We start from the raw sequence: 22,270 nt of genomic DNA on the forward strand, positions 1-22,270 counted from the left end.
GCAGATCGAGTAGTTGCATACGAAGGCCGTGCTTTCCGAAAGGAATGCGCGGCTTGTTCTCGTTTATGGACTGACCGAATAGGGGCTTATGGCTGGACGAATTCCACGCGTATTTATCAATGACTTGCTAGCGCGCACCGACATCGTTGATCTTATCGACGCACGGGTAAAGCTGAAGAAGCAAGGCAAAAATTACCATGCGTGCTGTCCGTTCCATCATGAGAAAACACCCTCATTCACTGTTAACGGCGAAAAACAGTTTTATCACTGTTTCGGCTGTGGCGCACATGGTAACGCTGTTGATTTCCTGATGAATTACGACAGACTCGAATTTGTCGAAAGTATTGAGGAATTAGCCACCATGCATGGGCTGGAAGTGCCTTACGAGGCAGGAACCGGCACCACCCAGATCGAACGTCATCAACGACAAAGTCTCTATCAACTGATGGAAAGCCTTAGCGGATTCTATCAACAGTCACTCAAAGGCTCGAATGCCAATCAGGCACGCGAATATCTTAAGCATCGCGGTTTGAGTGAAGAAATCATCCAACATTTTGCTATTGGTTTTGCCCCCCCAGGTTGGGACAATGCCTTAAAACGTTTTGGCCGTGATGGTGAGAGCCGTACTGCGCTGAACGATGCCGGAATGCTGGTGACTAATGATACAGGACGGACTTACGATCGTTTTCGTGAGCGCGTCATGTTCCCTATCCGCGATAAACGTGGGCGGGTTATCGCTTTTGGCGGGCGAATTCTGGGTGATGGAGTGCCAAAGTATCTAAACTCCCCAGAAACAGAAATTTTTCATAAGGGCCGCCAGCTTTACGGCTTGTATGAAGCGCAAGTGAATCATCCCAATCCAACGCGTTTACTCGTGGTGGAAGGTTATATGGATGTGGTAGCACTCGCGCAATTTGGTATTGACTATGCCGTTGCCTCGCTGGGGACCGCGACCACTGCGGAGCATATTCAATTATTATTCCGTGCCACCGATAACGTAATTTGTTGTTACGACGGTGATCGGGCGGGCAGAGATGCGGCATGGCGAGCATTAGAAACGGCGCTGCCCTATCTAAATGATGGCCGTCAGCTACGCTTTATGTTTTTGCCCGATGGCGAAGACCCAGACACTCTGGTACGTAAAGAAGGGAAAGACGCATTTGAACAGCGGATGGAAGGGGCACAGCCACTCTCAACCTTTTTGTTTGAAACGTTGATGCCACAGGTGGATTTGAGCAGCCCCGACGGGCGCGCCAAGTTAAGCACTCTGGCACTACCTTTAATCAGTCAGGTACCCGGTGAGACATTACGTCTTTATCTGCGCCAGCAGCTCGGTAATAAATTGGGCCTGCTCGATGATAGCCAGCTCGATAAGCTGATGCCAAAACAGGCTGAAAACACGAATACCTACCAACCGCCCCAGCTAAAACGCACAACCATGCGTATACTTATAGGGCTACTGGTACAAAACCCACAACTAGCTACACTTATTCCCTCACTACAGGGCGTCGAGCAAGCCAAGTTAGCCGGTTTACCGTTATTTATTGAGTTGGTTGAGACTTGTCTGGCTCAGCCAGGGCTGACAACCGGGCAGTTATTGGAACTGTATCGGGATAATAAATTCAGCCAACAGCTTGAAACTCTCGCAACATGGAACCACATGATTGTTGAGGACATGGTCGAACCGACTTTTGTCGACACGCTAACGAGCCTGTATGACTCCATCTTGGAGCAACGTCAGGAAACCCTGATAGCGCGTGACCGGACACATGGATTAAACGCCGAAGAACGTAAAGAGCTTTGGTCTTTGAATCTGGCATTAGCCAGAAAAAAATGAAACACCCAACGGCTTAATTGCCGATAAATGTGGGGGCGACTCCCCACAATATGCCGCCATAGCGGGCAGCGGCGACAAAAAAAGGCCCCAAATGCTATTGTTGGCGGTTTCGCCGACCGACACCAACCCAAATACTCTGAAGTGTGGATACCGTCTTATGGAGCAAAACCCGCAGTCACAGCTGAAGCTACTTGTCACCCGTGGTAAGGAGCAAGGCTATCTGACCTATGCTGAGGTCAATGACCATCTGCCGGAAGATATCGTCGATTCCGATCAGATCGAAGACATCATCCAGATGATTAATGACATGGGCATACAGGTGCTGGAAGAAGCTCCTGATGCCGATGATTTGATGCTGGCCGAGAACACCACTGATACCGACGATGACGCGGCTGAAGCTGCTGCACAGGTATTATCCAGTGTTGAATCCGAAATCGGGCGTACTACCGACCCGGTGCGTATGTACATGCGCGAAATGGGTACCGTTGAGCTGTTGACACGTGAAGGTGAGATTGATATCGCCAAACGTATTGAAGACGGTATCAATCAGGTTCAGTGTTCAGTTGCTGAATACCCTGAAGCGATTACTTATCTGTTGGAACAATATGATCGCGTTGAAGCGGGTGAAGCCCGTTTATCTGACCTGATCACCGGCTTTGTTGATCCAAACGCCGAAGAAGATATTGCGCCGACGGCGACTCACGTTGGTTCTGAATTATCCACCGCAGAAATGGATGATGACGACGACGAAGATGAAGACGAAGACGAAGAAGAAGACGACAACAGCATCGATCCAGAGCTGGCACGCCAGAAATTCAGCGATTTGCGTGAGCAGTATGAAAACGCACGCATGGAAATCAAGAAAAATGGTCGTAGCCACGCCAATGCTGCTGCTGAAATTCTGAAGTTGTCTGATGTATTCAAGCAGTTCCGCCTGGTACCGAAGCAGTTCGACTATCTGGTCAACAACATGCGTACCATGATGGATCGCGTTCGTACTCAAGAACGTATCATCATGAAACTGTGTGTTGAGCAGTGCAAAATGCCGAAGAAAAACTTCGTTACTCTGTTTGCCAGCAATGAAACCAGTGATACCTGGTTTGCCGCAGCAATTGCGATGGGTAAACCCTGGTCTGAAAAACTGAAAGATGTCTCGGACGATGTTCAACGTAGCTTGCAGAAACTGCGCCAGATCGAAGAAGAAACCGGTCTGACAATTGAGCAAGTGAAAGACATCAACCGCCGTATGTCTATCGGTGAAGCGAAAGCACGTCGTGCCAAGAAAGAAATGGTTGAGGCTAACCTGCGTTTGGTTATCTCTATTGCGAAAAAATACACCAACCGTGGTCTGCAATTCCTTGATTTGATTCAGGAAGGCAATATCGGTCTGATGAAAGCAGTAGATAAGTTCGAATACCGCCGTGGTTATAAGTTCTCAACTTACGCCACGTGGTGGATTCGTCAGGCCATTACCCGCTCTATCGCGGATCAGGCGCGTACCATCCGTATCCCGGTACATATGATTGAGACCATTAACAAACTCAACCGTATCTCACGCCAGATGCTGCAAGAGATGGGCCGTGAGCCAACACCGGAAGAACTGGCTGAACGCATGCTGATGCCGGAAGACAAGATCCGTAAAGTGCTGAAGATTGCCAAAGAGCCAATCTCAATGGAAACCCCGATCGGTGATGATGAAGATTCACATCTGGGCGATTTCATTGAAGATACCACTCTGGAACTGCCGCTGGACTCTGCAACATCAGAGAGCCTGCGCTCTGCCACCCACGATGTGTTAGCTGGCCTGACCGCTCGTGAAGCGAAAGTTCTGCGTATGCGTTTCGGTATCGATATGAACACTGACCACACCCTGGAAGAAGTGGGCAAACAGTTCGACGTAACCCGTGAACGTATTCGTCAGATTGAAGCCAAGGCATTGCGTAAATTGCGTCATCCAAGCCGCTCTGAAGTGTTGCGCAGCTTCCTGGACGATTAATCGTTAGCGACAGCAGCAAACACACAAAAAACCCCGGCGTGCCGGGGTTTTTCTTTTTGGCCCCAAACCACCGATTCTCAAGCCTGCATCCGCACGTAATTACCTGCTATGTGCGTAAAAAACCTTAATTTTGTGCATAAAACAGCCATATGATTTATCAGCTCTAGACCGCAGGATAAAAACTACCGTATAATCAGCGCCCAAGTCTGGCCCCTTAGCTCAGTTGGTTAGAGCACGCGACTCATAATCGCTTGGTCACTGGTTCAAGTCCAGTAGGGGCCACCAAATTTTAGCTTTAAAATCAGTATATTAAGCCAACTTTCGAGTTGGCTTTTTTGTATCTGGTAACCTGTGTCGCAAAAGTGTCGCTGCGCTATATTTGCTCAACTCAATGAAGCCATAACTGCACAATCTTGAATAGAGACTGTTGAATGGAATCTCACGGATATAATTACACTTTATCTGATTTTTTCTGTCTCAGTGGTTAGCCAATTTGAACGAAAATTGTTCAATGCGGATTGGCTGGATATTCTAGTAGAAGAATAGAAAAGCACCTTGAGATGGCGATAACGTCATCGATTCAGGTTATAACAATTTACTCATCCCCAAGCCTCTCGCTTTGCCTAATTATCTCAAGATATATAGGTCATTGCTATTTGCTTGCCGAATATTCAATAGACAGTCCCTTCGTTGATGAAATGTTTTAGTCGGCTAAAATTCAACGCTACTTAACGACCTACAATAATTCTCGTACTATAAAATAGCCATCTAACTCTCCGCTGAGATCTGAAAATGTCTGTGCTTACTCACTTTGATATGCTTTTTCAATACAAGGCCTGGGCTGATAAAGAGATCCTCTCCGCTATCGCCAATGTTGATACCGCGGCTTATAAAGATAAACGTCATCTTATGATTCGCCTGATGAATCATATTTATGTGGTTGATCAAATATTTATCGCCAATATTCAGGGAGTTCCCCACCGTTATACTGCGCTGAATACGGTTGAAACACCGCCTCTAGAGGTGCTGAATGACGCCTTTGCTATCAGTGATAATCGCTATCTCGAGTACCTTCACTCTCTGGTTGAACAACAATTGGATGAAATAATTAACTTCAAATTTGTCGATGGGGGAAAAGGGGCAATGAGTAGAAAAGAGATGTTTTCCCATGTTGAGCATCATGGTGCTTATCACCGAGGCGCTGTGGGGTGGCTGCTGTCTGAGTGTGAGGTGACACCGCCAAAAGATGTGCTAACCCTTTTCTTACGCGACACTTATCAGGCAGAGCAATAATAAATCCCAGAGGCGATTAAATACGTTATCAGTTGATAACGTATTCAGTATAAGAATGCTATGAATTGACCGATTAGGTTCTTAAAGCATCAATGGCGGCAGTTGGCATCGATATTACGGATTTGAGACTATTTTCAATACGTTCAACAATTGCCACCCGCGGGCCAGCAAGCCAGCCGTCACTGCTGTAAAAACGTGCCTCAGCATTCACTAATGCCTCTTGACTGTCAAAGGCACGCATCAGGTAATAAGCGTCTGGGTCGTGCAGCGATTGACCATAAGCGACGACGTCCATCCCCTCCCTGGCGTGCAAGGGAATGCTGATCTCTTGCATAATTCGGTGGAATTCCACACCACTACCCGGTTTCAATGTGTATTGCAGTATTTCCAGTATCCGAGAATCCATTTTGCATATCCTGTCATTAATATCCATTGAGATTTTATTTCCCGCCGCAGATACCTTCCTTACCGCTTAATCACTTTTTTCCGATGGCATTCGCTGGCATCCAATACCTTACCTTGCTGTGAAGATACTGTCAGCTTACTGATCGGATGCCCACTCTGATTATCAACTAAAATAGAGTGCTTTTCGCCAACAGCAAACAAGTGATCTTCGCCCCATTGGCGTAGGCTGACCACAATAGGGAATAATTGGCGGCCTTTATCCGTCAACACATATTCATGGTAAGCACTGCCATCAGAGGCCGGGACTATCATCAGAATGCCGTGTTCAACCAACTCACGCAGGCGACCCGCCAAGATATTTTTCGCCAAGCCAAGGTTATTCCGAAATTCGCCAAAACGGCTGATCCCATCAAAAGCATCACGAATTATCATGAGTGACCAGCGATCCCCCAAGACCTCGAGCGTTCTGGCAACCGGGCATTCTTCTGCCCCTATCTGGCCTTCACTCGTTTTAGTCATTCTTTTACTCCGATCATTTGCTGGATAAACTGGTTGCATATTAAAACCACCTTGGTTAAAAATCAATTACGTGGTTTCAAATAAAAACCAGAAAGGTATCAGGTATTTTTATGTCCATCAGAAAAGAATCAGCAAAGAGTCGCACTCGGCGATTACCACAAACTGCTCTGGCACCACACCTCACATCAATAGTGGTGCCACTCTTGGCGATGGTATCCGCCATGGCGGTCGCCAATGTCTATTTTGCTCAGCCCCTACTCGATACGATGGCAACGGATGTTAACGTTAGTCCGTCGGCGATCGGTCTGGTGGCTGGTTATCGGTGTCGTGATATTAGATTTTGCCGTTCAGACGGTGCATGTAACTAATCAGACCATCATATTGGCGCTACACCCTGATGCCCAAAGCCGCCTGGTTGCTGGCTATATGTTGTTCTATTCCATCGGTAGCGCCCTCGGAGCTATCAGTGCAACGATCGTATATGCGAATGCGGGATGGTCAGGTGTTTGTATTCTTGGGGGGATGATAAGTGCCACTGCAATGCTATTTGCACATCTGGCGTACAGGAAATATTCCACAGTATAATTAGTTGAATATCATTAATTTTATTTATACATCTATTGTTCGACCTATACTCATGATAGTTATCGATAACCTAGTTCAGACTATACAGGAGTCATCGTCATGCTGAATATAGATCGGAAATACCTTATGAGCCTTGATGAAAGTACCTTAAAAAAACAACGGATTATCATGCGGGTCATCGCAATCCTGCTATTACTGGGCGGGATCTTTTGCCTTATTAACCCACTGGCCTCCAGCGTTGTTCTCAGCAAAATTATTGGTGTCCTACTGCTACTCAGTGGGATTGCAATGATCGTGGGTATGGTAACCAACCGTTCCCATAATCTTTGGCCAATGGTGACCGGTATTTTACTCGGCATCGCATATATTGTGATGGGTTATGTATTTATTACCAATCCAGCAATAGGGATGATAAGTCTGGCTGTGGTGCTGGCGGTGCTGTTTGCCTTTGGTGGGGTGATGCGGTTGATAACCGGTGTTAGAACATGGGGAATGCCGGGGGCATGGCTACAAATCTTGCTCGGCGTCTTGGATCTGATTATTACCTATCTATTGGTGAGTGCTGGCCCACTGATGTCGATCACCATGGTTACGACTCTGGTCGGGATTGAGATGCTATTTAGTTCATTTAGCTGCTTTATGGTCGCTGGTTTATATAAACAGAATTAATAACACATTATTCGCAGCGGTATCCTGAATTGCGATACCGCTGTCCTGGAAATATTCTCATGTTCGCTACTGATTATCACTACTCAGTTTGTGAACTGCCACTGTGAAATAACAATAACCGATTAATTCACTCACCCTAGGTAGGCTGCGTGAAACTAACTGATCTTTTAATTGCTCTATGCATTACCGCAATTTTGGGGGCTAATTTTTCGGTAATAAAACTTGGCCTGATTGCCGCAGACCCGCTTATTTTAGCCGGGATTCGCTTTACACTCGGCGCCCTGCCCGCAGTCCTTTTATCAAAAAACCTGACACTTCATGGCGATACATAATAGGTTACGGCCTACTGTTTGGTATCGGTTTATGGGGTATCGTCAATCTGGGTATTAAAGCGGGTGTCTCAGCAGGAATCGCTTCGTTAGTGCTGCAATTCGGCGCGTTCTTCACCATGATCCTTGGCGCGTTGCTGTTGCGCGAAAAGCTCTCAAGATATCAATGTATCGGGATTGGCATCGCGCTCAGTATTATTTTCATCAGTGATGGTTCTGTCACGCCTACTGGCCTGATATTGGTATTGTGTGGTGCAGTGGTATGGGGGCTGATTATCGGTCTCTACGGTAGGCGGCTTATCGGCTTGCTACAGAGGAAATTCTCAATGGTTCCCTAGTTTTGCTGCCACCAAGTAAAATGGCCTGACTGAAGGTGCTATAGTCAGCTTTTATACTCCGACGAGAGCTATTATGTCCCGCAGCCAGCGTCTGCTTGACCTGATTCAAGTGCTACGCCGCCATCGCTATCCCGTAACAGGGGCTGCGCTGGCGGAGGAACTGGCTATCAGTGTGCGAACACTTTATCGCGATATTGCCACCCTACAACAGCAAGGCGCTGATATTGCAGGCGAACCCGGTCTGGGCTATGTGCTGCGCCCGGGTTTTATGCTGCCGCCCTTGATGTTCTCCGAAGAAGAGATAGAAGCGCTGGTATTAGGATCACGCTGGGTCAGCCATCGTGGAGATGCCCATCTGAGTGCCGCTGCCCGTAATGCTTTGGCGAAAATCGCGGCGGTTTTACCTGCAGATTTACGTGACGAATTAGATGCCTCGACACTGCTCATCGGCCCTGTCGGCCATATGCCTGACTGTGAACTGGCGCTACCGGTCTTGCGCCGCGCAATCCGTGCCGAGCGCAAAGTGGATATTACCTATCAAGACCTGAAAGGGGCTAACTCATGTCGCCGCATCTGGCCTTTTGCTATCGGTTTTTTTGAACAGGTGCGCGTGGTGGTTGCCTGGTGTGAACTGCGCCAAACCATCCGTAACTTTCGCGCGGATCGAATAAGCGCAATTTCTCTTACGGATCAACGCTATCCTCAGCGCCGACAGCTATTGCTAAAACAGTGGCGGGAAGCGGAAGGCATCGATGATCAGTCGCTGCTGTCGACACCACCAAAACCGTAGTTTTTTATTGTCGCTACAAATCAATAATCACTACTGACAGAAACTGTCAGTATGCCCCGCTAGGATAGAACCCAGTTAAGCGACATTCGGTTAACAAAAAAACTATCCATTTGATTAGATACCTAAAGTATTTGGAATTTCAGGTAGACGGTCGAGCACCAACTTGAGCGCTACAATTTCAAGTACCAAAGGGATAAGGGGAAAACCATGGCAGATCCGAATTTCATTATTCTTTATGTTGATAGCCCGGCCACCAGCGCTACGTTTTATGGTGACTTGCTGGCAAAGGCACCGGTAGAACTTCACCCAACCTTTGCCATGTTTGCACTGGATTCAGGGGTGATGCTGGGCTTATGGTCAAAACATACGGTTGAACCGGCGGCGACAGCCACGGGTGGCGGTGGTGAAGTGGCTTTTGCTCTGGCCGATAAAGCTGAGGTGCAATCGTTATATAATGACTGGCAACAGCGCGGCTTACCTATTTTGCAACAACCATTACAGATGGATTTCGGCTATACCTTTGTGGCTTTAGATCCTGATGGTCACCGCTTGCGGGTCTTTGGTGGCTGATTAATAGCCGAGTTATAAATAGCCATCGCGAGAAACGAAGGGAATATACTTTATAGGTATAATTCCTTCGTTTAATACTTCATGTTACTGCCCCTTCCCTGATGTCATATTCATGACGGCTATCACAATCAGCACACTGCGATTTCCCAAGTTGCACAGCACCGTCTAAATTTGAATAAAAAATCTCATCCGACCACTTGCTGCATTCGGCCAGAGCGGCAGAGACATAACAATAACGGTTTGGTGATATTGCGCAGCTTTACGTTGCTGCAATATAGCCAGAGTGCACCCGATGGAGACTGCAATGTTAGCTTACCCTCACCTGCTCGCGCCCCTTGATCTTGGCTTTACTACCCTGAAAAATCGCGTATTAATGGGTTCGATGCATACCGGGCTAGAGGAATTACCCGATGGACCTCAACGTTTGGCCGCATTCTATGCTGAACGGGCCGCCGGTGGTGTCGCCCTGATTGTCACCGGGGGTATCGCTCCCAATAAGCAAGGCGTGGTGTATCAGGGGGCCTCAGTATTAAATGATGCGGCGCAAGTCCCCCATCATCAAATCGTGACGGATGCAGTACATCAGGCGGGCGGTAAGATCGCGCTGCAAATCCTACATGCCGGCCGTTACAGCTATCAGAAACACCCCGTGGCTCCCTCCGCATTGCAAGCGCCGATTAACCCCTATACCCCACAGGCATTGAGTAGTGATGAAGTACGGCAAACTATTGCCGACTTTGCCAACTGTGCACAGCTTGCCAAACAAGCGGGTTACGATGGTGTCGAGGTGATGGGATCTGAGGGCTATTTGATTAACCAGTTCCTCGCCGCCAGAACTAATCAGCGCGATGATGACTGGGGCGGGGACTTTACCCGCAGAATGCGCTTTGCCGTAGAAATTGTGCGGGCAGTCCGTGAGGCGACTGGAACTGATTTTATACTGATTTACCGCCTTTCGATGCTTGACCTGGTGGAAGAAGGTTCCAGTTGGCAAGAGATTGAACAATTGGCGCAGGCGGTTGAACAGGCCGGTGCCACCCTGATTAATACTGGCATTGGTTGGCATGAAGCACGTATTCCCACTATCGCTACCATGGTGCCACGGGCCGGATTCAGTTGGGTGACGCGCAAATTGATGGGGGCGGTGGCTATTCCGCTGATCACCACTAACCGCATTAATGACCCTGCGGTTGCTGAGCAGGTACTGGTTGATGGTTGCGCGGATATGGTGTCAATGGCGCGCCCGTTCCTCGCTGATGCGGCGTTTGTCCAAAAAGCAGCACAACATCGGGCCGACGAAATTAACACCTGTATCGGCTGCAATCAGGCCTGTCTGGACCAGATTTTCGAAGGCAAACTCACTTCATGCTTAGTCAACCCTCGCGCGTGCCGTGAAAGCGAAATGCCCATACTCCCCACAGAAACACCAAAACGCTTAGCCGTCGTCGGTTCCGGGCCGGCCGGACTGGCTTTCGCCGTTACCGCCGCCAGTCGTGGTCATCAAGTGACGCTATTTGATGCGGCAACAGATATCGGTGGCCAATTCAACATTGCCAAGCAGATCCCAGGTAAGGAAGAATTTTATGAAACGCTGCGCTATTTCCACCGTCAGTTGGTGCTCCATGGTGTTATTCAGCAGCTAAATACCTCGGTACAGCCACAGCAGTTGGCTGATTTTGATGAAATTATCCTCGCCTGTGGTATCCAGCCACGCCTGCCAGCTATCAAGGGGATTGAGCATCCGAAAGTCCTTACTTATCTGGATGTATTGCGCGATAAAAAACCGGTCGGTGAGCGCGTGGCCATTATTGGTGCGGGGGGAATTGGTTTTGATACCGCCGAATACCTCAGCCAATCCGGTGATTCCAGCAGTCTGGACAGCGCTGCATTCAGTCGTGAATGGGGCATCGATCAACATTTGGCATATCGTGGCGGATTATCCCCGGCGGGGGCCAAAGTGCATCCGTCACCAAGGCAGATTTTCTTGTTACAACGGAAAACCAGTAAAGTGGGTGAAGGCTTGGGTAAAACCACCGGTTGGATCCACCGTACCAGTCTGGCGATGCGTGGGGTGAAAATGCTTAACAGTGTGAGTTACGACAGCATTGATGATGAAGGTTTGCATATCACCCGTGCAGAACAGGCGAGCTGTTTACCCGTCGATACCATCATTATCTGTGCGGGCCAGGAACCGCGTAGGGAATTACATCAACCCTTACTGGATATGGGGAAAACCGTGCATTTGATTGGTGGCGCGGATATCGCCGCTGAGCTGGATGCACGCCGGGCAATTGATCAAGGGACGCGTCTGGCGCTGGCTATATAAGCAATAATAAGCAAAACAGGGGGTGGCATGCCCCCCTGCGGCTTCAAGCAGGGAATACCCAAAGTAATTGGAGTCGCAGGTAGGCAGCAAGTGAACAAATCCCGATGAGCTTACATAAGTAAGTGATTCGGGTGAGTGAACATAGCTAACACCCCTGCGGCTTCAAGTACGAAGGGTATTTAGAAATCGCTATACGACATATCAAGACTACCGCTACCCCCCCCCTCGGAACGGGATGATGCCGTTTTCACTGCTTTCAGCACCATAAATTTCTGGTTTGAATCCAATGTTTCGCAGTTACCGAACAAACGTTTAAGTTTGTGGAAATAGTCCAGATGGCGATTACCCACAATCATCAGTTCCCCCCCCACCTTCAGACAACGTTTAGCATCACAGAACATCTGCCAGGCCACATGGTCACTGACCGCATGCTGTTGGTGGAACGGAGGGTTACATAGCACCAGTTGCAGGCTCTCACGCTCAACACCGGCCAAACCATGGCTTACCATGAATTCACAGCGTGGTAAGTCTTGTGGGCGGTTATAGGTGATATTCAGCTCACTGGATGCAACGGCCATATAGGACTCATCGACAAACAGCATTTCTGCCAATGGATTTTGTTCCAATGCAATTAAACCGACGACACCATTACCACAACCCAGATCCGCGATTTTGCCCGCCACATCATACGGCAGAATCTCCATAAAGAAGCGCGCACCGATATCCAAATTATTGCGAGAGAAAACGTTAGCATGGTTATGGATGACATATTCGGTATTCGCCAGCGGCCAATCGGTAGTTTCCGGCGCATCTGCCAGTGGCATATCTGCCACTTCGCAGTGAATCAGGCGGGATTTCTTCCACGCCAGTGTGGTTTTGGTCGGACCAAGAATTTTTTCGAACAATTGCAAAGTTGAATTATGCACATCGCGGGATTTCGCCCCGGCAATAATCACCGTATCTGGGGCTACGACCAGGCGCAATGCGCGTAATTGCTGCTCCAACAGCGCCAAAGCTTTAGGGATCTTAATCACCACCAGCTTAGGAGCGGCGGGTAGCGCATCAATACTGCTTAATAGGGTAACGGCATTTTCATCTAACTGATTTAACTGCACGTTATGCGTCGTCGCCAACTGGCTCATATAAGAGTCACTGACACTGAATGGACGATAAGCATGTAAAGCACAGGCCAGCGTTCCAAACTGATCATTAAATACCAGCACCGGGCGGCCATCAATTTGGCTTAAGTCAATGTTTTGTAGCAGATATTCATCTGCTGCTTCCCACGCCTGTAGGGTATTGGAATTTTCTTGTGGTGGAAAACGCTCAAGCTCAAGGCTTTGCGTTCCCAGTAAGAGTTGGCTCATCACCGCTCCTGAATAATAAATTTGGGCTGTTTATCCCCTAAAACGGGCGATCAGTAAAATGTTTTTTTGCTTAAATGACGTTTTATCGAGACTAAGGCTAGCAAAGCCAGAAAATCCCCTAGGGTATAACAGAGACATCAGCATAACGAACGGCTTAAGATAGCGTAATGAAACACCGCTCCCACCGCGTCAAACCCTTATTAAATATTATTTTCATGTTAAGTCATTACCAATGCACTCAATTCCTCTTCACTCAACATAAAATACCAGCGCCCCTATAAAGCCACAGATTTAATTAGCATTTTATTATCACGTATTCATCGAGGTAATTAAATAAGAAATTATTTATTATTTAAGAATTTAAACTTTATTAGTTTTATTTTAAAGGGTTATAGCGCCTAAGCCTATATTTTCATATCAAAAATAATTTTATGAATGGAAATCATACCATCCGTAATAACAGGGCTTGAATATCAATTACCAGGAAGGTAAACCAATAATGTCTTCATCAAATTTTATTAATCTGGATCATAATAATAGTACGCAGCTAACTATTACGCCCCACCTATCATCACAGCACGAATCATATCGCGTATCCAACTGTGCCAAAGCTATCAGTGCTCTGTTGTTGGCATTGAGTGGCACTGCCGCTTGGGCAGATGACGATAGAAGAAAACATTCTATACAGCAAGGGGCTGAACATAACATAAACACCAACTCTGCCCAGTTGCAGAATATGTTCCAAAACCTTAAGTATTTGGCACAAAACATGGAAGAAGTTGGCCAGCAAAAGTTGGCACAGCATATGAAGCAAGAAGAGCAGCGTATACAAATTAGCCATCTGCCGATGGATCAGCAGATGGATAGGCGCATCGCGCTGAAGCTCAATTCGCCCGACTCAGAGCTAAAGAGGTTGGAGGATGACAGTGAGCGTCTGCAGTCGCAATTCAACCAGTTGGAGAAACAGTTGCAGAATAGGTACCCGCTGGAGTACCTGCAACTGCAATTACAGGAGTACCAGCAACTACCAGAGGAAGAGCAGCAGCATCACCCATTGGTAGCGCACCAGGAACACCAGCAAAGCAAGGTGAAAGATCATATTGGCAATAATGATACGTTGCCGGCAGCAACAACGATAACAACCAAGCCTAAAAAAGCAACACCACCCGCCCCAAAACCCAAAAGGCTACCGGTACCTGAACCAATTCTTAAATCCCCCCCTATCATTAACCATAACCCGCAAGCCGGTAGCTATCTTGCCAACCAAATGGCCGCACAACAGATGTTTATTACTGACGACCTACAGCATCGCCAAGGAGAAACTCCCTACACTGACCCAATGACGGGCGAGCAAAAAGTTACCGGCATGTGGTTAAACACCAATGGGGCGATAACCCGTTTTAGCTCCGGTCAGGACCAACTCCACACCAAAGGCACCCGCTATTCAACTCAGTTAGGGGGCAAAATAAGCCAATGGAGCAGCGGTGAACATGATCTAGGAATTCTGGGAATAACTGCCGGTATCGGTAAAGCCAGCAGTCGTAGCAATTCCGCCACATCTCAGCATCAAGCTAATGGGTCTGTAGTTGGCTATAACTTAGGGTTATATAGCGTCTGGAATGCCGACAACATCAGTCAGCTTGGGCCTTATATTGGCTTACTTGCGCAATACGGAATGTTTAATAATCAGGTTAAGGCACCAGAAGTCGTCACCGGTGCGAATTATAAGTCTTATATATTCACCACAGCGTTAGAAACAGGTTACAAAATTCAATTGATCGAAAAAGAGAAGGCTAAGTTATTTGTACAACCGAAGGCGAAAGTATTGTGGCAACGTAGCAGTGGGCTGCAACATAAAGAACTCACCGGGCCACAGATAAAGATGGAAGAGAACAATACGGTTACGACCAAATTAGGATTACTTACAACACTAGAATTTGGCGCTGATACTTTATCTACTACTAACACCTTAAAAATCAACCCGTTCATTGAAGCTAATTGGATAAATAGCAACGGGAATAAAGGGCTATTACTGGATGATGCCCATATTACACCGCAAGGAATGAACAACATTGCTGAGTTGAAACTAGGTGTTGAGGGCAAGTTCAATAACAACTTTAAGCTATGGAGCCATCTTGGTCAGCAGTTAGGTAAGCACAATTACTCAGATACCCAAGCGACTTTGGGTATCAATTACCAATTTTAAATTAGTTAGATACTAATTTCTTAACTAAAAACCAGTACCAGCAAAGTGTAACGTGATGCTGGTATTGGTACTTTTTATTTAAGTCATTAGATTTGGCCCAACTGCACAATAGGATTTTGTCTAAACGATGGGAAAACGTTATTATCGGCCCATATCCGCTATCAATTGATTGACTAACTTAGCCAGAGCAAATACATATGCAGGAACTAACTTATCTGCAAGGTTATCCCGAAAACTTACAGTCTCAGGTACGCCAACTCATCACCGAACAGCGTCTGGGGAATGTATTACGTCAGCGCTATCCACAATCCCATGATTACAATACGGATAAGATGTTGTATCAATACACGGTTGATTTAAAAAACCAGTATCTACGCAACGCTCAGCCGTTAAGTAAAGTGGCCTACGACAGTAAAATTCAGGTGATGAAGCATGCTCTCGGCCTGCATACCGCAATTTCCAGGGTGCAAGGTGGCAAATTGAAAGCAAAAGCAGAGATTCGGGTCGCCACTGTGTTTAAAAACGCGCCAGAAGCCTTCCTAAAAATGATAGTGGTTCATGAATTGGCGCATTTGAAAGAGAAAGATCACAACAAAGCATTCTATAGTTTGTGCTGCCATATGGAGCCGCAATATCATCAGTTAGAGTTTGACACTCGCCTCTATCTGACTCATTTGGATCTGTTTGGTGCGATTTATTAGTATTTGATTTACAAAGCCATACCGAATAGATTTCAAGGGGCAGACAGGCGGCAAGCAAGTGAACATAGCGCCCCCTGTAACGTCAAGTACGAAGGGAATTCGCCAAGAAAATCCCCTGTGGGTGTAACCATCTGGCGGTTCAACGTGTTTTTCTTCTGTAGTAACGGAGTTCACTATGATTCGCTTCGCTGTTATTGGCACTAATTGGATCACCGCACGCTTTGTTGATGCCGCCCACGAAAGTGGCAAGATGAAACTGGTTGCCGTTTACTCCCGTAAGCTGGAACAGGCCCAAGAGTTTGGCGATGATTACAACGTTACTGACTGCTTTGATAATCTGGAAGCCTTGGCGACGAGTGACCAGATTGATGCGGTGTATATTGCCAGCCCGAACTCCCTACATTATCCCCAGGCAAGATTGTTCCTCAGCCATAAAAAACACGTTATTTGCGAGAAATCGCTGGCATCAAATCTGGCTGAAGTCGAAGCGCTGGTTGCCTGTGCCCGCGAACATCAGGTCGTGCTATTTGAAGCTTTTAAAACTGCCTATCTGCCTAACTTTATTCAGTTAAAGCAGGCACTGCCCAAGGTGGGAAAATTACGTAAAGTCACCATTAACTTCTGCCAATATTCATCACGTTACCAGCGCTATCTGAACGGCGAAAATCCCAACACCTTTAACCCAGCCTTTTCTAATGGCTCGATCATGGATATTGGTTACTACTGTTTGGCTAGCGCACTGGCATTATGGGGCGAGCCGAAGTCAGTACTGGCCAGCGCCAGTTTGCTCCCCAGTGGGGTCGATGCCCACGGCACCGTCTGTATGAATTATGGCGATTTTGATGTGGTTCTCATCCATTCAAAAGTCAGCCAATCGGATATCCCCAGTGAAATTCAGGGGGAGGATGGTTCGCTGATTATTGAAAGTATCTCTGAATGTCTGTCTATCGCCTTTACCCCAAGAGGGGGCCATTCGGTGGATCTGACGCTGCCACAGCATATTAATACTATGCTGTATGAAGCTGAGGTTTTTGCCAATTTGGTGGAAAATGCACAGGTGGAACACGCTGGTTTGCAGTTGTCGTTGCTCACCTCGCGTATTCAAACAGATATTCGCCGCCAGACTGGGGTTATTTCCCCAGCAGATACCCAGCCACCGGCTGTAAGTTAATTTACTTTCAATGATTGACCAGCAGCCCGTTTTCCATTATTTTTGCGCGGCAAAGGGGAGTAACTTCATTGCCGGTCAGCCGTCATTACGGTGCGAAAGCACCCGGTTACCGGGCAACCTCATTATGTACTAGCACCTATGGGTGTTGTTACATTATCGGTGTTGTAAGTGAGACCTTGCCGGAAGGCGAGGTTTGCTTGCAGCTCAGACATAGCGGCTAGCGTCTTCCGACGTTGGCCGTTTTTGTTTTTAAGAGGTTTATGAATGATGAATACCGTGGGTACTCCCTTATTGTGGGGTGGTTTTGCTGTTATCGTGACGATTATGCTTGCCATCGATTTACTCCTACAGGGGCGTCGTGGCGCGCAAACCATGACACTGCGTCAGGCTGCCTGCTGGTCGCTGGTGTGGATTAGTTTGTCTTTACTGTTTAATGCTGGTTTTTGGTGGTATCTGGCCGAAACAGTGGGGCGTGATATCGCCGACAAGCAAGCACTTGCCTTCCTGACCGGCTATCTGATCGAGAAAGCACTCGCCGTAGATAACGTCTTCGTTTGGTTAATGCTGTTTAGCTATTTTGCTGTTCCTGCCAATTTGCAGCGCCGGGTACTGATTTACGGTGTGCTGGGTGCGATTGTACTGCGCACTATTATGATCTTCGCCGGCAGTTGGCTGGTGTCACAATTCAGTTGGATCCTGTATCTGTTTGGTGCCTTCCTGCTGTTTACCGGTATCAAAATGGCATTGGCAAAAGAAGACGATACTCCCATCGGTGAGAAACCACTGGTTCGCTGGATTCGTAATCACTTACGCATGACGGATGAGTTACATGGCGACCGCTTCACTGTGCGTAAAAATGGCCTGCTCTATGCAACGCCACTGGTGCTGGTATTAATTCTGGTTGAGCTAAGTGATGTGATTTTTGCCGTTGACAGCATCCCAGCTATCTTCGCGGTGACCACCGATCCCTTTATTGTGTTGACCTCTAACCTGTTCGCTATTTTAGGTCTGCGTGCCATGTATTTCTTACTCGCAAATGTGGCCGAACGCTTCTCAATGTTGAAGTATGGTTTATCCGTCATTCTGGTGTTTATCGGTATCAAAATGATGATTATTGACCTGTTCCATATCCCTATTGGCATTTCATTAGGTGTGGTAGCCGGTATTCTGGCACTGACATTGTTAATTAATGTCTGGGTAAATCATCGCGCAGACCGCCGTTTAGCAGCAGATAAAACCCTCCACAAGTAAGCTGCCTGACGCTACAATCTATTATGCGGGGGAGTAATAACCCCGCATTTATCCCGTATATTTCGCCACTCACCAAATGTTATTGCGATCACATAAATGTAAACAAAATGTTATGCAATATTGATCCGTATTGGATTTTGCTGATTGTCTTTTTCCTCGCCAATAGATTCCCTTATACTGTCAAAGCAAACACACCCAGTTACAAATAATATTAAGTTACAGGTGTGAACATAAGTGCTCAGCCCCGTTCCGGTTCGAGTGCTAAATGGGTAAAAAAATAAGACAAGTTTAACTTGGGAAGAGGCATCACTGGAAACTATGGAAAAGACACCATCTGGATTTATCGGGTTTATCGCCCGTGGCAGTTTAGTTAAACAGATATTGGTCGGTTTAGTGGCGGGTATCATTTTGGCCGTGGTCTCTACCCCTGCCGCTACAGCCGTTGGTCTGCTCGGTACATTATTCGTTGGCGCATTGAAAGCTGTTGCACCGATATTGGTTTTGATGCTGGTCATGGCCTCCATTGCCAACCATAAACAGGGGCAAAAAACCAGTATCCGCCCTATTCTGTTTTTGTATCTATTGGGTACCTTTTCAGCCGCATTGATTGCTGTGGTGGTTAGCTTTATGTTCCCATCCACCCTGATTCTGGCGACCAATACTGCTGAAATCACCCCTCCCGGTGGGATTGTCGAAGTACTGAAAGGCTTGCTGAGCAGCATAATTGCTAACCCGATTCATGCGCTGCTCAATGCCAACTATATCGGCATTCTGGCCTGGGCCGTGGGCTTGGGTATTGCCTTGCGTCATGCTGCGGATACCACTAAAGCCTTAATTAATGATATGTCTGATGCTGTGACCAAAGTGGTACGAGTGGTTATCCGTTTTGCGCCGCTGGGTATTTTTGGCTTGGTTGCCTCCACCATGGCAGAAACGGGTTTTGGCGTGTTACTGGGTTACGCACAGCTACTCATCGTATTAATTGGCTGTATGTTACTGGTGGCATTAGTAATAAACCCACTGATTGTGTATTGGAAAATTCGCCGTAACCCATATCCACTGGTCTTTGCCTGCTTGCGTGAAAGTGGTGTAACCGCCTTCTTTACCCGCAGTTCAGCGGCTAACATTCCAGTAAATATGGAAATGTGTAAGAAGATGAACCTGAATGAAGACACTTACTCAGTCTCCATTCCATTGGGTGCCACCATTAACATGGCCGGCGCGGCAATTACTATCACCGTGCTGACACTGGCGGCGGTACATACGCTGGGTATTCCGGTTGATTTGCCCACTGCCCTGCTGTTGAGTGTGGTGGCGGCAATTTGTGCCTGTGGCGCATCCGGGGTTGCCGGTGGCTCACTGTTGCTGATCCCATTGGCTTGCAGCATGTTTGGCATTCCGAATGAGATAGCAATGCAAGTGGTCGCGGTTGGTTTCATTATCGGTGTGTTACAGGATTCAGCCGAAACCGCCCTGAACTCCTCCACCGATGTGCTGTTCACTGCCGCGGCCTGCCAGGCAGACGATGCCAGACTGGCTAATCCAGATCCACTGGCGAACCGTAAAAGCATCTGAATCAGGATAGTGTCATAACCCGTGGGGGCGATTACAGCCCCCAGTTTTATTAAGCGGCGTCTTCTTTTACCGCTTTCTTCTCAACCCGGAAAGGGTCTATTCCTTTAAGTTGCAGGCGGCGGAAACGGATAATATTAAAACCGTTTAGCAGTAAGAAACTGCCTTCAATTAATGAGCCACCAATAGAACCCAACCATACGTTATGGATAACCCAGCAGACGGTGGAGACCCACATCACACAACGGGTGGTCAGCCCATGGGTGCGAAACAGTGCCCAAGTGCTGATTACCGTGCCAAAAATGGGCAATATTTCCACCGCATGTTGCATACGCCAAATACCAAAAGTCAGCGTCAGGATGATAAAAACCATCATCGCAATATTACTGCGCGTTTTAGCGGCTACCAGATTACGTAATGCGTTAAGCATGGCACTACTGCCGGCAGCACTGGCTCCCATCAGGAAGAAGTGACAACCAATAATGGCACTGTATGCGGAAAGTTGAAGTTTGAAACGCCGCTCATCACGGTTGAAAAACATGGTGATACCGACAAAAAATGCCAGTACACCAATGGATTGAGCAAACCAATAGAAGGTCATGGTGGGGAGTCCTGAAGTGCAGTTACCCGCACTGAGTCTGACTGTTAATAATGAACCCCCTTCGTGCTTGAAGCCACAGGATTGTTAGCTGCCCTTTACTCAGCAGATTTGTCACCCGAATCACTTACCTGAGTAAGCTCATCGGGGTTTATTCGCGGGCGGCCTACCTGTAACTCCAATTACTTTGGGTATCGGAGCTTATTTATAAAAAATAAAACACCGTTTCATATTATTCGAAAGACATACTATTTACAAGGTTACACCACTTTTAAAGATCGCCAGTTCGCGGAAATCATTCACTTCATTGCGCGCCGGTTTACCATTGGCAATGTCGACAATCAACTCGACAAACTCAGTCAACAAGGTGTCCATTGAGGTGCCGTGAATCAACTTACCAGCATCAAAATCAATCCAATGTGGCTTTTTCGCTGCCAATTCACTGTTGGTTGCCAGTTTCACCGTCGGTACAAAACCACCGTAAGGTGTGCCACGACCGGTACTGAACAGCACCATATGGCAGCCAGCACCCGCCAACGCACTGGTTGCCACCGCATCATTGCCCGGTGCGCTGAGCAGGTTCAAGCCAGGACGTTGCAAGCGCTCGCCATATTTCAGTACATCGACCACTTTGCTCTGACCCGCTTTCTGGGTGCAACCAAGGGATTTCTCTTCCAATGTGGTGATACCGCCCGCTTTATTACCCGGTGATGGGTTTTCATAAATCGGTTGGTTGTGAGCGATAAAGTACTGTTTGAAATCATTGACCATACTGACCGTCTTTTCAAAAGTTGCTTCATCGCGGCAACGGCTCATCAGAATACGTTCCGCACCGAACATCTCCGGTACTTCGGTCAGTACAGAGGTTCCGCCATTCGCAATGACATAGTCAGAGAAGCGCCCTAGCAGAGGGTTAGCCGTAATACCGGACAAACCATCAGAGCCGCCACATTCCAGACCAAATTTCAGTTCACTCAGTTTGCCCGGCACCCGTTGGTCATTACGCATCACCTGATAGAGCGCATGTAAATGCTCTAAACCAGCTTCAACTTCATCATCCTGCTGTTGGCAGACCATAAAGTGCACGCGATCTTCATCAACCTTGCCCAGCGTAGTTTGGAAAACATCTACCTGATTGTTTTCACAACCCAGGCCAATCACCAGCACCGCACCCGCGTTAGGGTGACGTACCATGTTTTGCAGCATGGTACGGGTATTTTCATGATCCTGACCCAGTTGTGAACAACCGAATGGGTGGCTGAACAGATAAACACCATCAATACCTTCTGCATCCTGAGTCTCTTTCAGGAAACGCTGCTGGATTTGGCGGGCGATGCCATTCACGCAACCAACAGTCGGCACTATCCACAATTCGTTGCGAATCCCCACATTACCGTTAGCACGACGGTAGATTTGCACCTCACGATCCGCCATTTGTGGTGGCAGGTCACTGAATTCCGGCTGATATTGATACTCATCCAGATCACTGAGGTTAGTCTTGGCATTTTGCGAATGAATATGTTCGCCCGGTTGGATGAGAATTAATGCATGGCCAATCGGCAAACCATACTTAACGATCATCTGACCCGGTTCGATCGCTGTTAAAGCAAACTTATGGCCACGGGCCACCGGCTGAGCCAGCTTAACGCTGAGCTCACCGGTTTCAATGACTTCATCTGCGGCCAGGTCTTGCAGTGCGACAGCAACATTATCCAGCGGGTGAATTTTTATAATACTTTGCATAGTT

Annotated in this window: 18 protein-coding genes, 1 tRNA gene and 1 pseudogene; 15 read left to right on the top strand and 5 right to left on the bottom strand. The window is 47.5% G+C overall.

Translation table 11 applies throughout. The features are described 5' to 3' along the window. The first annotated feature begins 88 nt into the window (after positions 1-88). The 4 genes from dnaG to V1956_RS23130 all read left to right on the top strand — a co-directional run bounded on the left by dnaG (position 89) and on the right by V1956_RS23130 (position 5,126). Complete coding sequence (gene dnaG, locus V1956_RS23115; RefSeq protein WP_420070748.1) at positions 89-1,837, top strand: DNA primase; 1,749 nt, start codon at positions 89-91, stop codon at positions 1,835-1,837. 157 nt (positions 1,838-1,994) lie between these two features. Continuing rightward, on the top strand, positions 1,995-3,833 hold the full coding sequence (rpoD, locus tag V1956_RS23120) for an RNA polymerase sigma factor RpoD (protein ID WP_372560473.1): 1,839 nt from the start codon (positions 1,995-1,997) through the stop codon (positions 3,831-3,833). 208 nt (positions 3,834-4,041) lie between these two features. After that, a tRNA-Ile gene (locus V1956_RS23125) sits at positions 4,042-4,118 on the top strand. 507 nt (positions 4,119-4,625) lie between these two features. Beyond that, positions 4,626-5,126, top strand: coding sequence for a DinB family protein (locus tag V1956_RS23130; protein WP_372560472.1), 501 nt, complete (start codon positions 4,626-4,628; stop codon positions 5,124-5,126). Between the two features lie 73 nt (positions 5,127-5,199). On the opposite strand, the gene V1956_RS23135 is transcribed toward V1956_RS23130, so the two are convergent. Together V1956_RS23135 and V1956_RS23140 are read right to left on the bottom strand one after the other, a co-directional pair. Beyond that, positions 5,200-5,532 (bottom strand): NIPSNAP family protein, encoded by a 333-nt coding sequence (locus tag V1956_RS23135; protein WP_083162354.1) that lies wholly within the window; start codon positions 5,530-5,532, stop codon positions 5,200-5,202. 59 nt (positions 5,533-5,591) lie between these two features. Then, entirely contained in the window at positions 5,592-6,050 is a 459-nt protein-coding gene (locus V1956_RS23140; protein WP_420070749.1) for a winged helix-turn-helix transcriptional regulator, read from the bottom strand. Between the two features lie 234 nt (positions 6,051-6,284). Between V1956_RS23140 and V1956_RS23145 the strand changes: the two genes are divergently transcribed. The 6 genes and pseudogenes from V1956_RS23145 (at position 6,285) to V1956_RS23170 (ending at position 11,657) form a co-directional block, all read left to right on the top strand. Continuing rightward, entirely contained in the window at positions 6,285-6,635 is a 351-nt protein-coding gene (locus tag V1956_RS23145) for an MFS transporter (protein WP_420070750.1), read from the top strand. Positions 6,636-6,734: 99 nt separating this feature from the next. Next, the gene (locus tag V1956_RS23150; RefSeq protein ID WP_372560469.1) at positions 6,735-7,304 is read left to right on the top strand and encodes an HdeD family acid-resistance protein; all 570 of its coding nucleotides are present in this window, start codon (positions 6,735-6,737) and stop codon (positions 7,302-7,304) included. 149 nt (positions 7,305-7,453) lie between these two features. Further along, a pseudogene (locus tag V1956_RS23155) lies at positions 7,454-7,908 on the top strand (EamA family transporter); the annotation flags it as partial. Between the two features lie 136 nt (positions 7,909-8,044). Beyond that, positions 8,045-8,761 carry a helix-turn-helix transcriptional regulator gene (locus V1956_RS23160; RefSeq protein ID WP_420070751.1) on the top strand — a complete coding sequence of 239 codons (717 nt, stop codon included), beginning with the start codon at positions 8,045-8,047 and terminating at the stop codon, positions 8,759-8,761. A 207-nt stretch (positions 8,762-8,968) separates the two neighbouring features. Then, entirely contained in the window at positions 8,969-9,331 is a 363-nt protein-coding gene (locus V1956_RS23165) for a VOC family protein (RefSeq protein WP_372560466.1), read from the top strand. Between the two features lie 304 nt (positions 9,332-9,635). Further along, positions 9,636-11,657, top strand: a complete 2,022-nt coding sequence (locus V1956_RS23170; protein ID WP_420070752.1) for an oxidoreductase — start codon at positions 9,636-9,638, stop codon at positions 11,655-11,657. A 179-nt stretch (positions 11,658-11,836) separates the two neighbouring features. On the opposite strand, the gene rlmG is transcribed toward V1956_RS23170, so the two are convergent. After that, positions 11,837-13,024, bottom strand: coding sequence for a 23S rRNA (guanine(1835)-N(2))-methyltransferase RlmG (gene rlmG / locus V1956_RS23175; protein ID WP_372560464.1), 1,188 nt, complete (start codon positions 13,022-13,024; stop codon positions 11,837-11,839). Between the two features lie 499 nt (positions 13,025-13,523). Here rlmG and V1956_RS23180 point away from each other — a divergent pair, with 499 nt between their 5' ends. From V1956_RS23180 to sstT, 5 genes are all read left to right on the top strand, one after another. After that, entirely contained in the window at positions 13,524-15,230 is a 1,707-nt protein-coding gene (locus V1956_RS23180; RefSeq protein ID WP_442825743.1) for an autotransporter outer membrane beta-barrel domain-containing protein, read from the top strand. Between the two features lie 197 nt (positions 15,231-15,427). Beyond that, positions 15,428-15,931 carry a M48 metallopeptidase family protein gene (locus tag V1956_RS23185; protein WP_005192896.1) on the top strand — a complete coding sequence of 168 codons (504 nt, stop codon included), beginning with the start codon at positions 15,428-15,430 and terminating at the stop codon, positions 15,929-15,931. Between the two features lie 175 nt (positions 15,932-16,106). After that, positions 16,107-17,102 carry a Gfo/Idh/MocA family protein gene (locus V1956_RS23190; RefSeq protein WP_442825744.1) on the top strand — a complete coding sequence of 332 codons (996 nt, stop codon included), beginning with the start codon at positions 16,107-16,109 and terminating at the stop codon, positions 17,100-17,102. Positions 17,103-17,366: 264 nt separating this feature from the next. Next, on the top strand, positions 17,367-18,353 hold the full coding sequence (locus V1956_RS23195; protein ID WP_372560462.1) for a TerC family protein: 987 nt from the start codon (positions 17,367-17,369) through the stop codon (positions 18,351-18,353). A 318-nt stretch (positions 18,354-18,671) separates the two neighbouring features. Further along, a complete protein-coding gene (sstT, locus tag V1956_RS23200) occupies positions 18,672-19,928 on the top strand; it encodes a serine/threonine transporter SstT (protein ID WP_372560461.1) in 1,257 nt (418 codons plus the stop codon). Between the two features lie 49 nt (positions 19,929-19,977). Here sstT and V1956_RS23205 read toward each other — a convergent pair whose 3' ends face one another. Both V1956_RS23205 and V1956_RS23210 read right to left on the bottom strand, forming a co-directional pair. Further along, entirely contained in the window at positions 19,978-20,526 is a 549-nt protein-coding gene (locus tag V1956_RS23205; protein WP_442825745.1) for a YgjV family protein, read from the bottom strand. Positions 20,527-20,775: 249 nt separating this feature from the next. Then, positions 20,776-22,266, bottom strand: a complete 1,491-nt coding sequence (locus tag V1956_RS23210) for a UxaA family hydrolase (RefSeq protein WP_083162332.1) — start codon at positions 22,264-22,266, stop codon at positions 20,776-20,778. Positions 22,267-22,270: the final 4 nt, after the last annotated feature.

The sequence above is a fragment of the Yersinia sp. 2540 StPb PI genome (assembly GCF_052217165.1).
In the GTDB taxonomy this organism is placed as follows: Bacteria; Pseudomonadota; Gammaproteobacteria; order Enterobacterales; family Enterobacteriaceae; genus Yersinia; species Yersinia enterocolitica_E.

Coding starts and splice junctions, on each gene's coding strand:
- dnaG (WP_420070748.1), top strand. CDS start 89: ATGGCTGGACGAATTCCACGCGTATTTATCAATGACTTGCTAGCGCGC.
- rpoD (WP_372560473.1), top strand. CDS start 1,995: ATGGAGCAAAACCCGCAGTCACAGCTGAAGCTACTTGTCACCCGTGGT.
- V1956_RS23130 (WP_372560472.1), top strand. CDS start 4,626: ATGTCTGTGCTTACTCACTTTGATATGCTTTTTCAATACAAGGCCTGG.
- V1956_RS23135 (WP_083162354.1), bottom strand. CDS start 5,532: ATGGATTCTCGGATACTGGAAATACTGCAATACACATTGAAACCGGGT.
- V1956_RS23140 (WP_420070749.1), bottom strand. CDS start 6,050: ATGACTAAAACGAGTGAAGGCCAGATAGGGGCAGAAGAATGCCCGGTT.
- V1956_RS23145 (WP_420070750.1), top strand. CDS start 6,285: ATGTCTATTTTGCTCAGCCCCTACTCGATACGATGGCAACGGATGTTA.
- V1956_RS23150 (WP_372560469.1), top strand. CDS start 6,735: ATGCTGAATATAGATCGGAAATACCTTATGAGCCTTGATGAAAGTACC.
- V1956_RS23160 (WP_420070751.1), top strand. CDS start 8,045: ATGTCCCGCAGCCAGCGTCTGCTTGACCTGATTCAAGTGCTACGCCGC.
- V1956_RS23165 (WP_372560466.1), top strand. CDS start 8,969: ATGGCAGATCCGAATTTCATTATTCTTTATGTTGATAGCCCGGCCACC.
- V1956_RS23170 (WP_420070752.1), top strand. CDS start 9,636: ATGTTAGCTTACCCTCACCTGCTCGCGCCCCTTGATCTTGGCTTTACT.
- rlmG (WP_372560464.1), bottom strand. CDS start 13,024: ATGAGCCAACTCTTACTGGGAACGCAAAGCCTTGAGCTTGAGCGTTTT.
- V1956_RS23180 (WP_442825743.1), top strand. CDS start 13,524: ATGTCTTCATCAAATTTTATTAATCTGGATCATAATAATAGTACGCAG.
- V1956_RS23185 (WP_005192896.1), top strand. CDS start 15,428: ATGCAGGAACTAACTTATCTGCAAGGTTATCCCGAAAACTTACAGTCT.
- V1956_RS23190 (WP_442825744.1), top strand. CDS start 16,107: ATGATTCGCTTCGCTGTTATTGGCACTAATTGGATCACCGCACGCTTT.
- V1956_RS23195 (WP_372560462.1), top strand. CDS start 17,367: ATGATGAATACCGTGGGTACTCCCTTATTGTGGGGTGGTTTTGCTGTT.
- sstT (WP_372560461.1), top strand. CDS start 18,672: ATGGAAAAGACACCATCTGGATTTATCGGGTTTATCGCCCGTGGCAGT.
- V1956_RS23205 (WP_442825745.1), bottom strand. CDS start 20,526: ATGACCTTCTATTGGTTTGCTCAATCCATTGGTGTACTGGCATTTTTT.
- V1956_RS23210 (WP_083162332.1), bottom strand. CDS start 22,266: ATGCAAAGTATTATAAAAATTCACCCGCTGGATAATGTTGCTGTCGCA.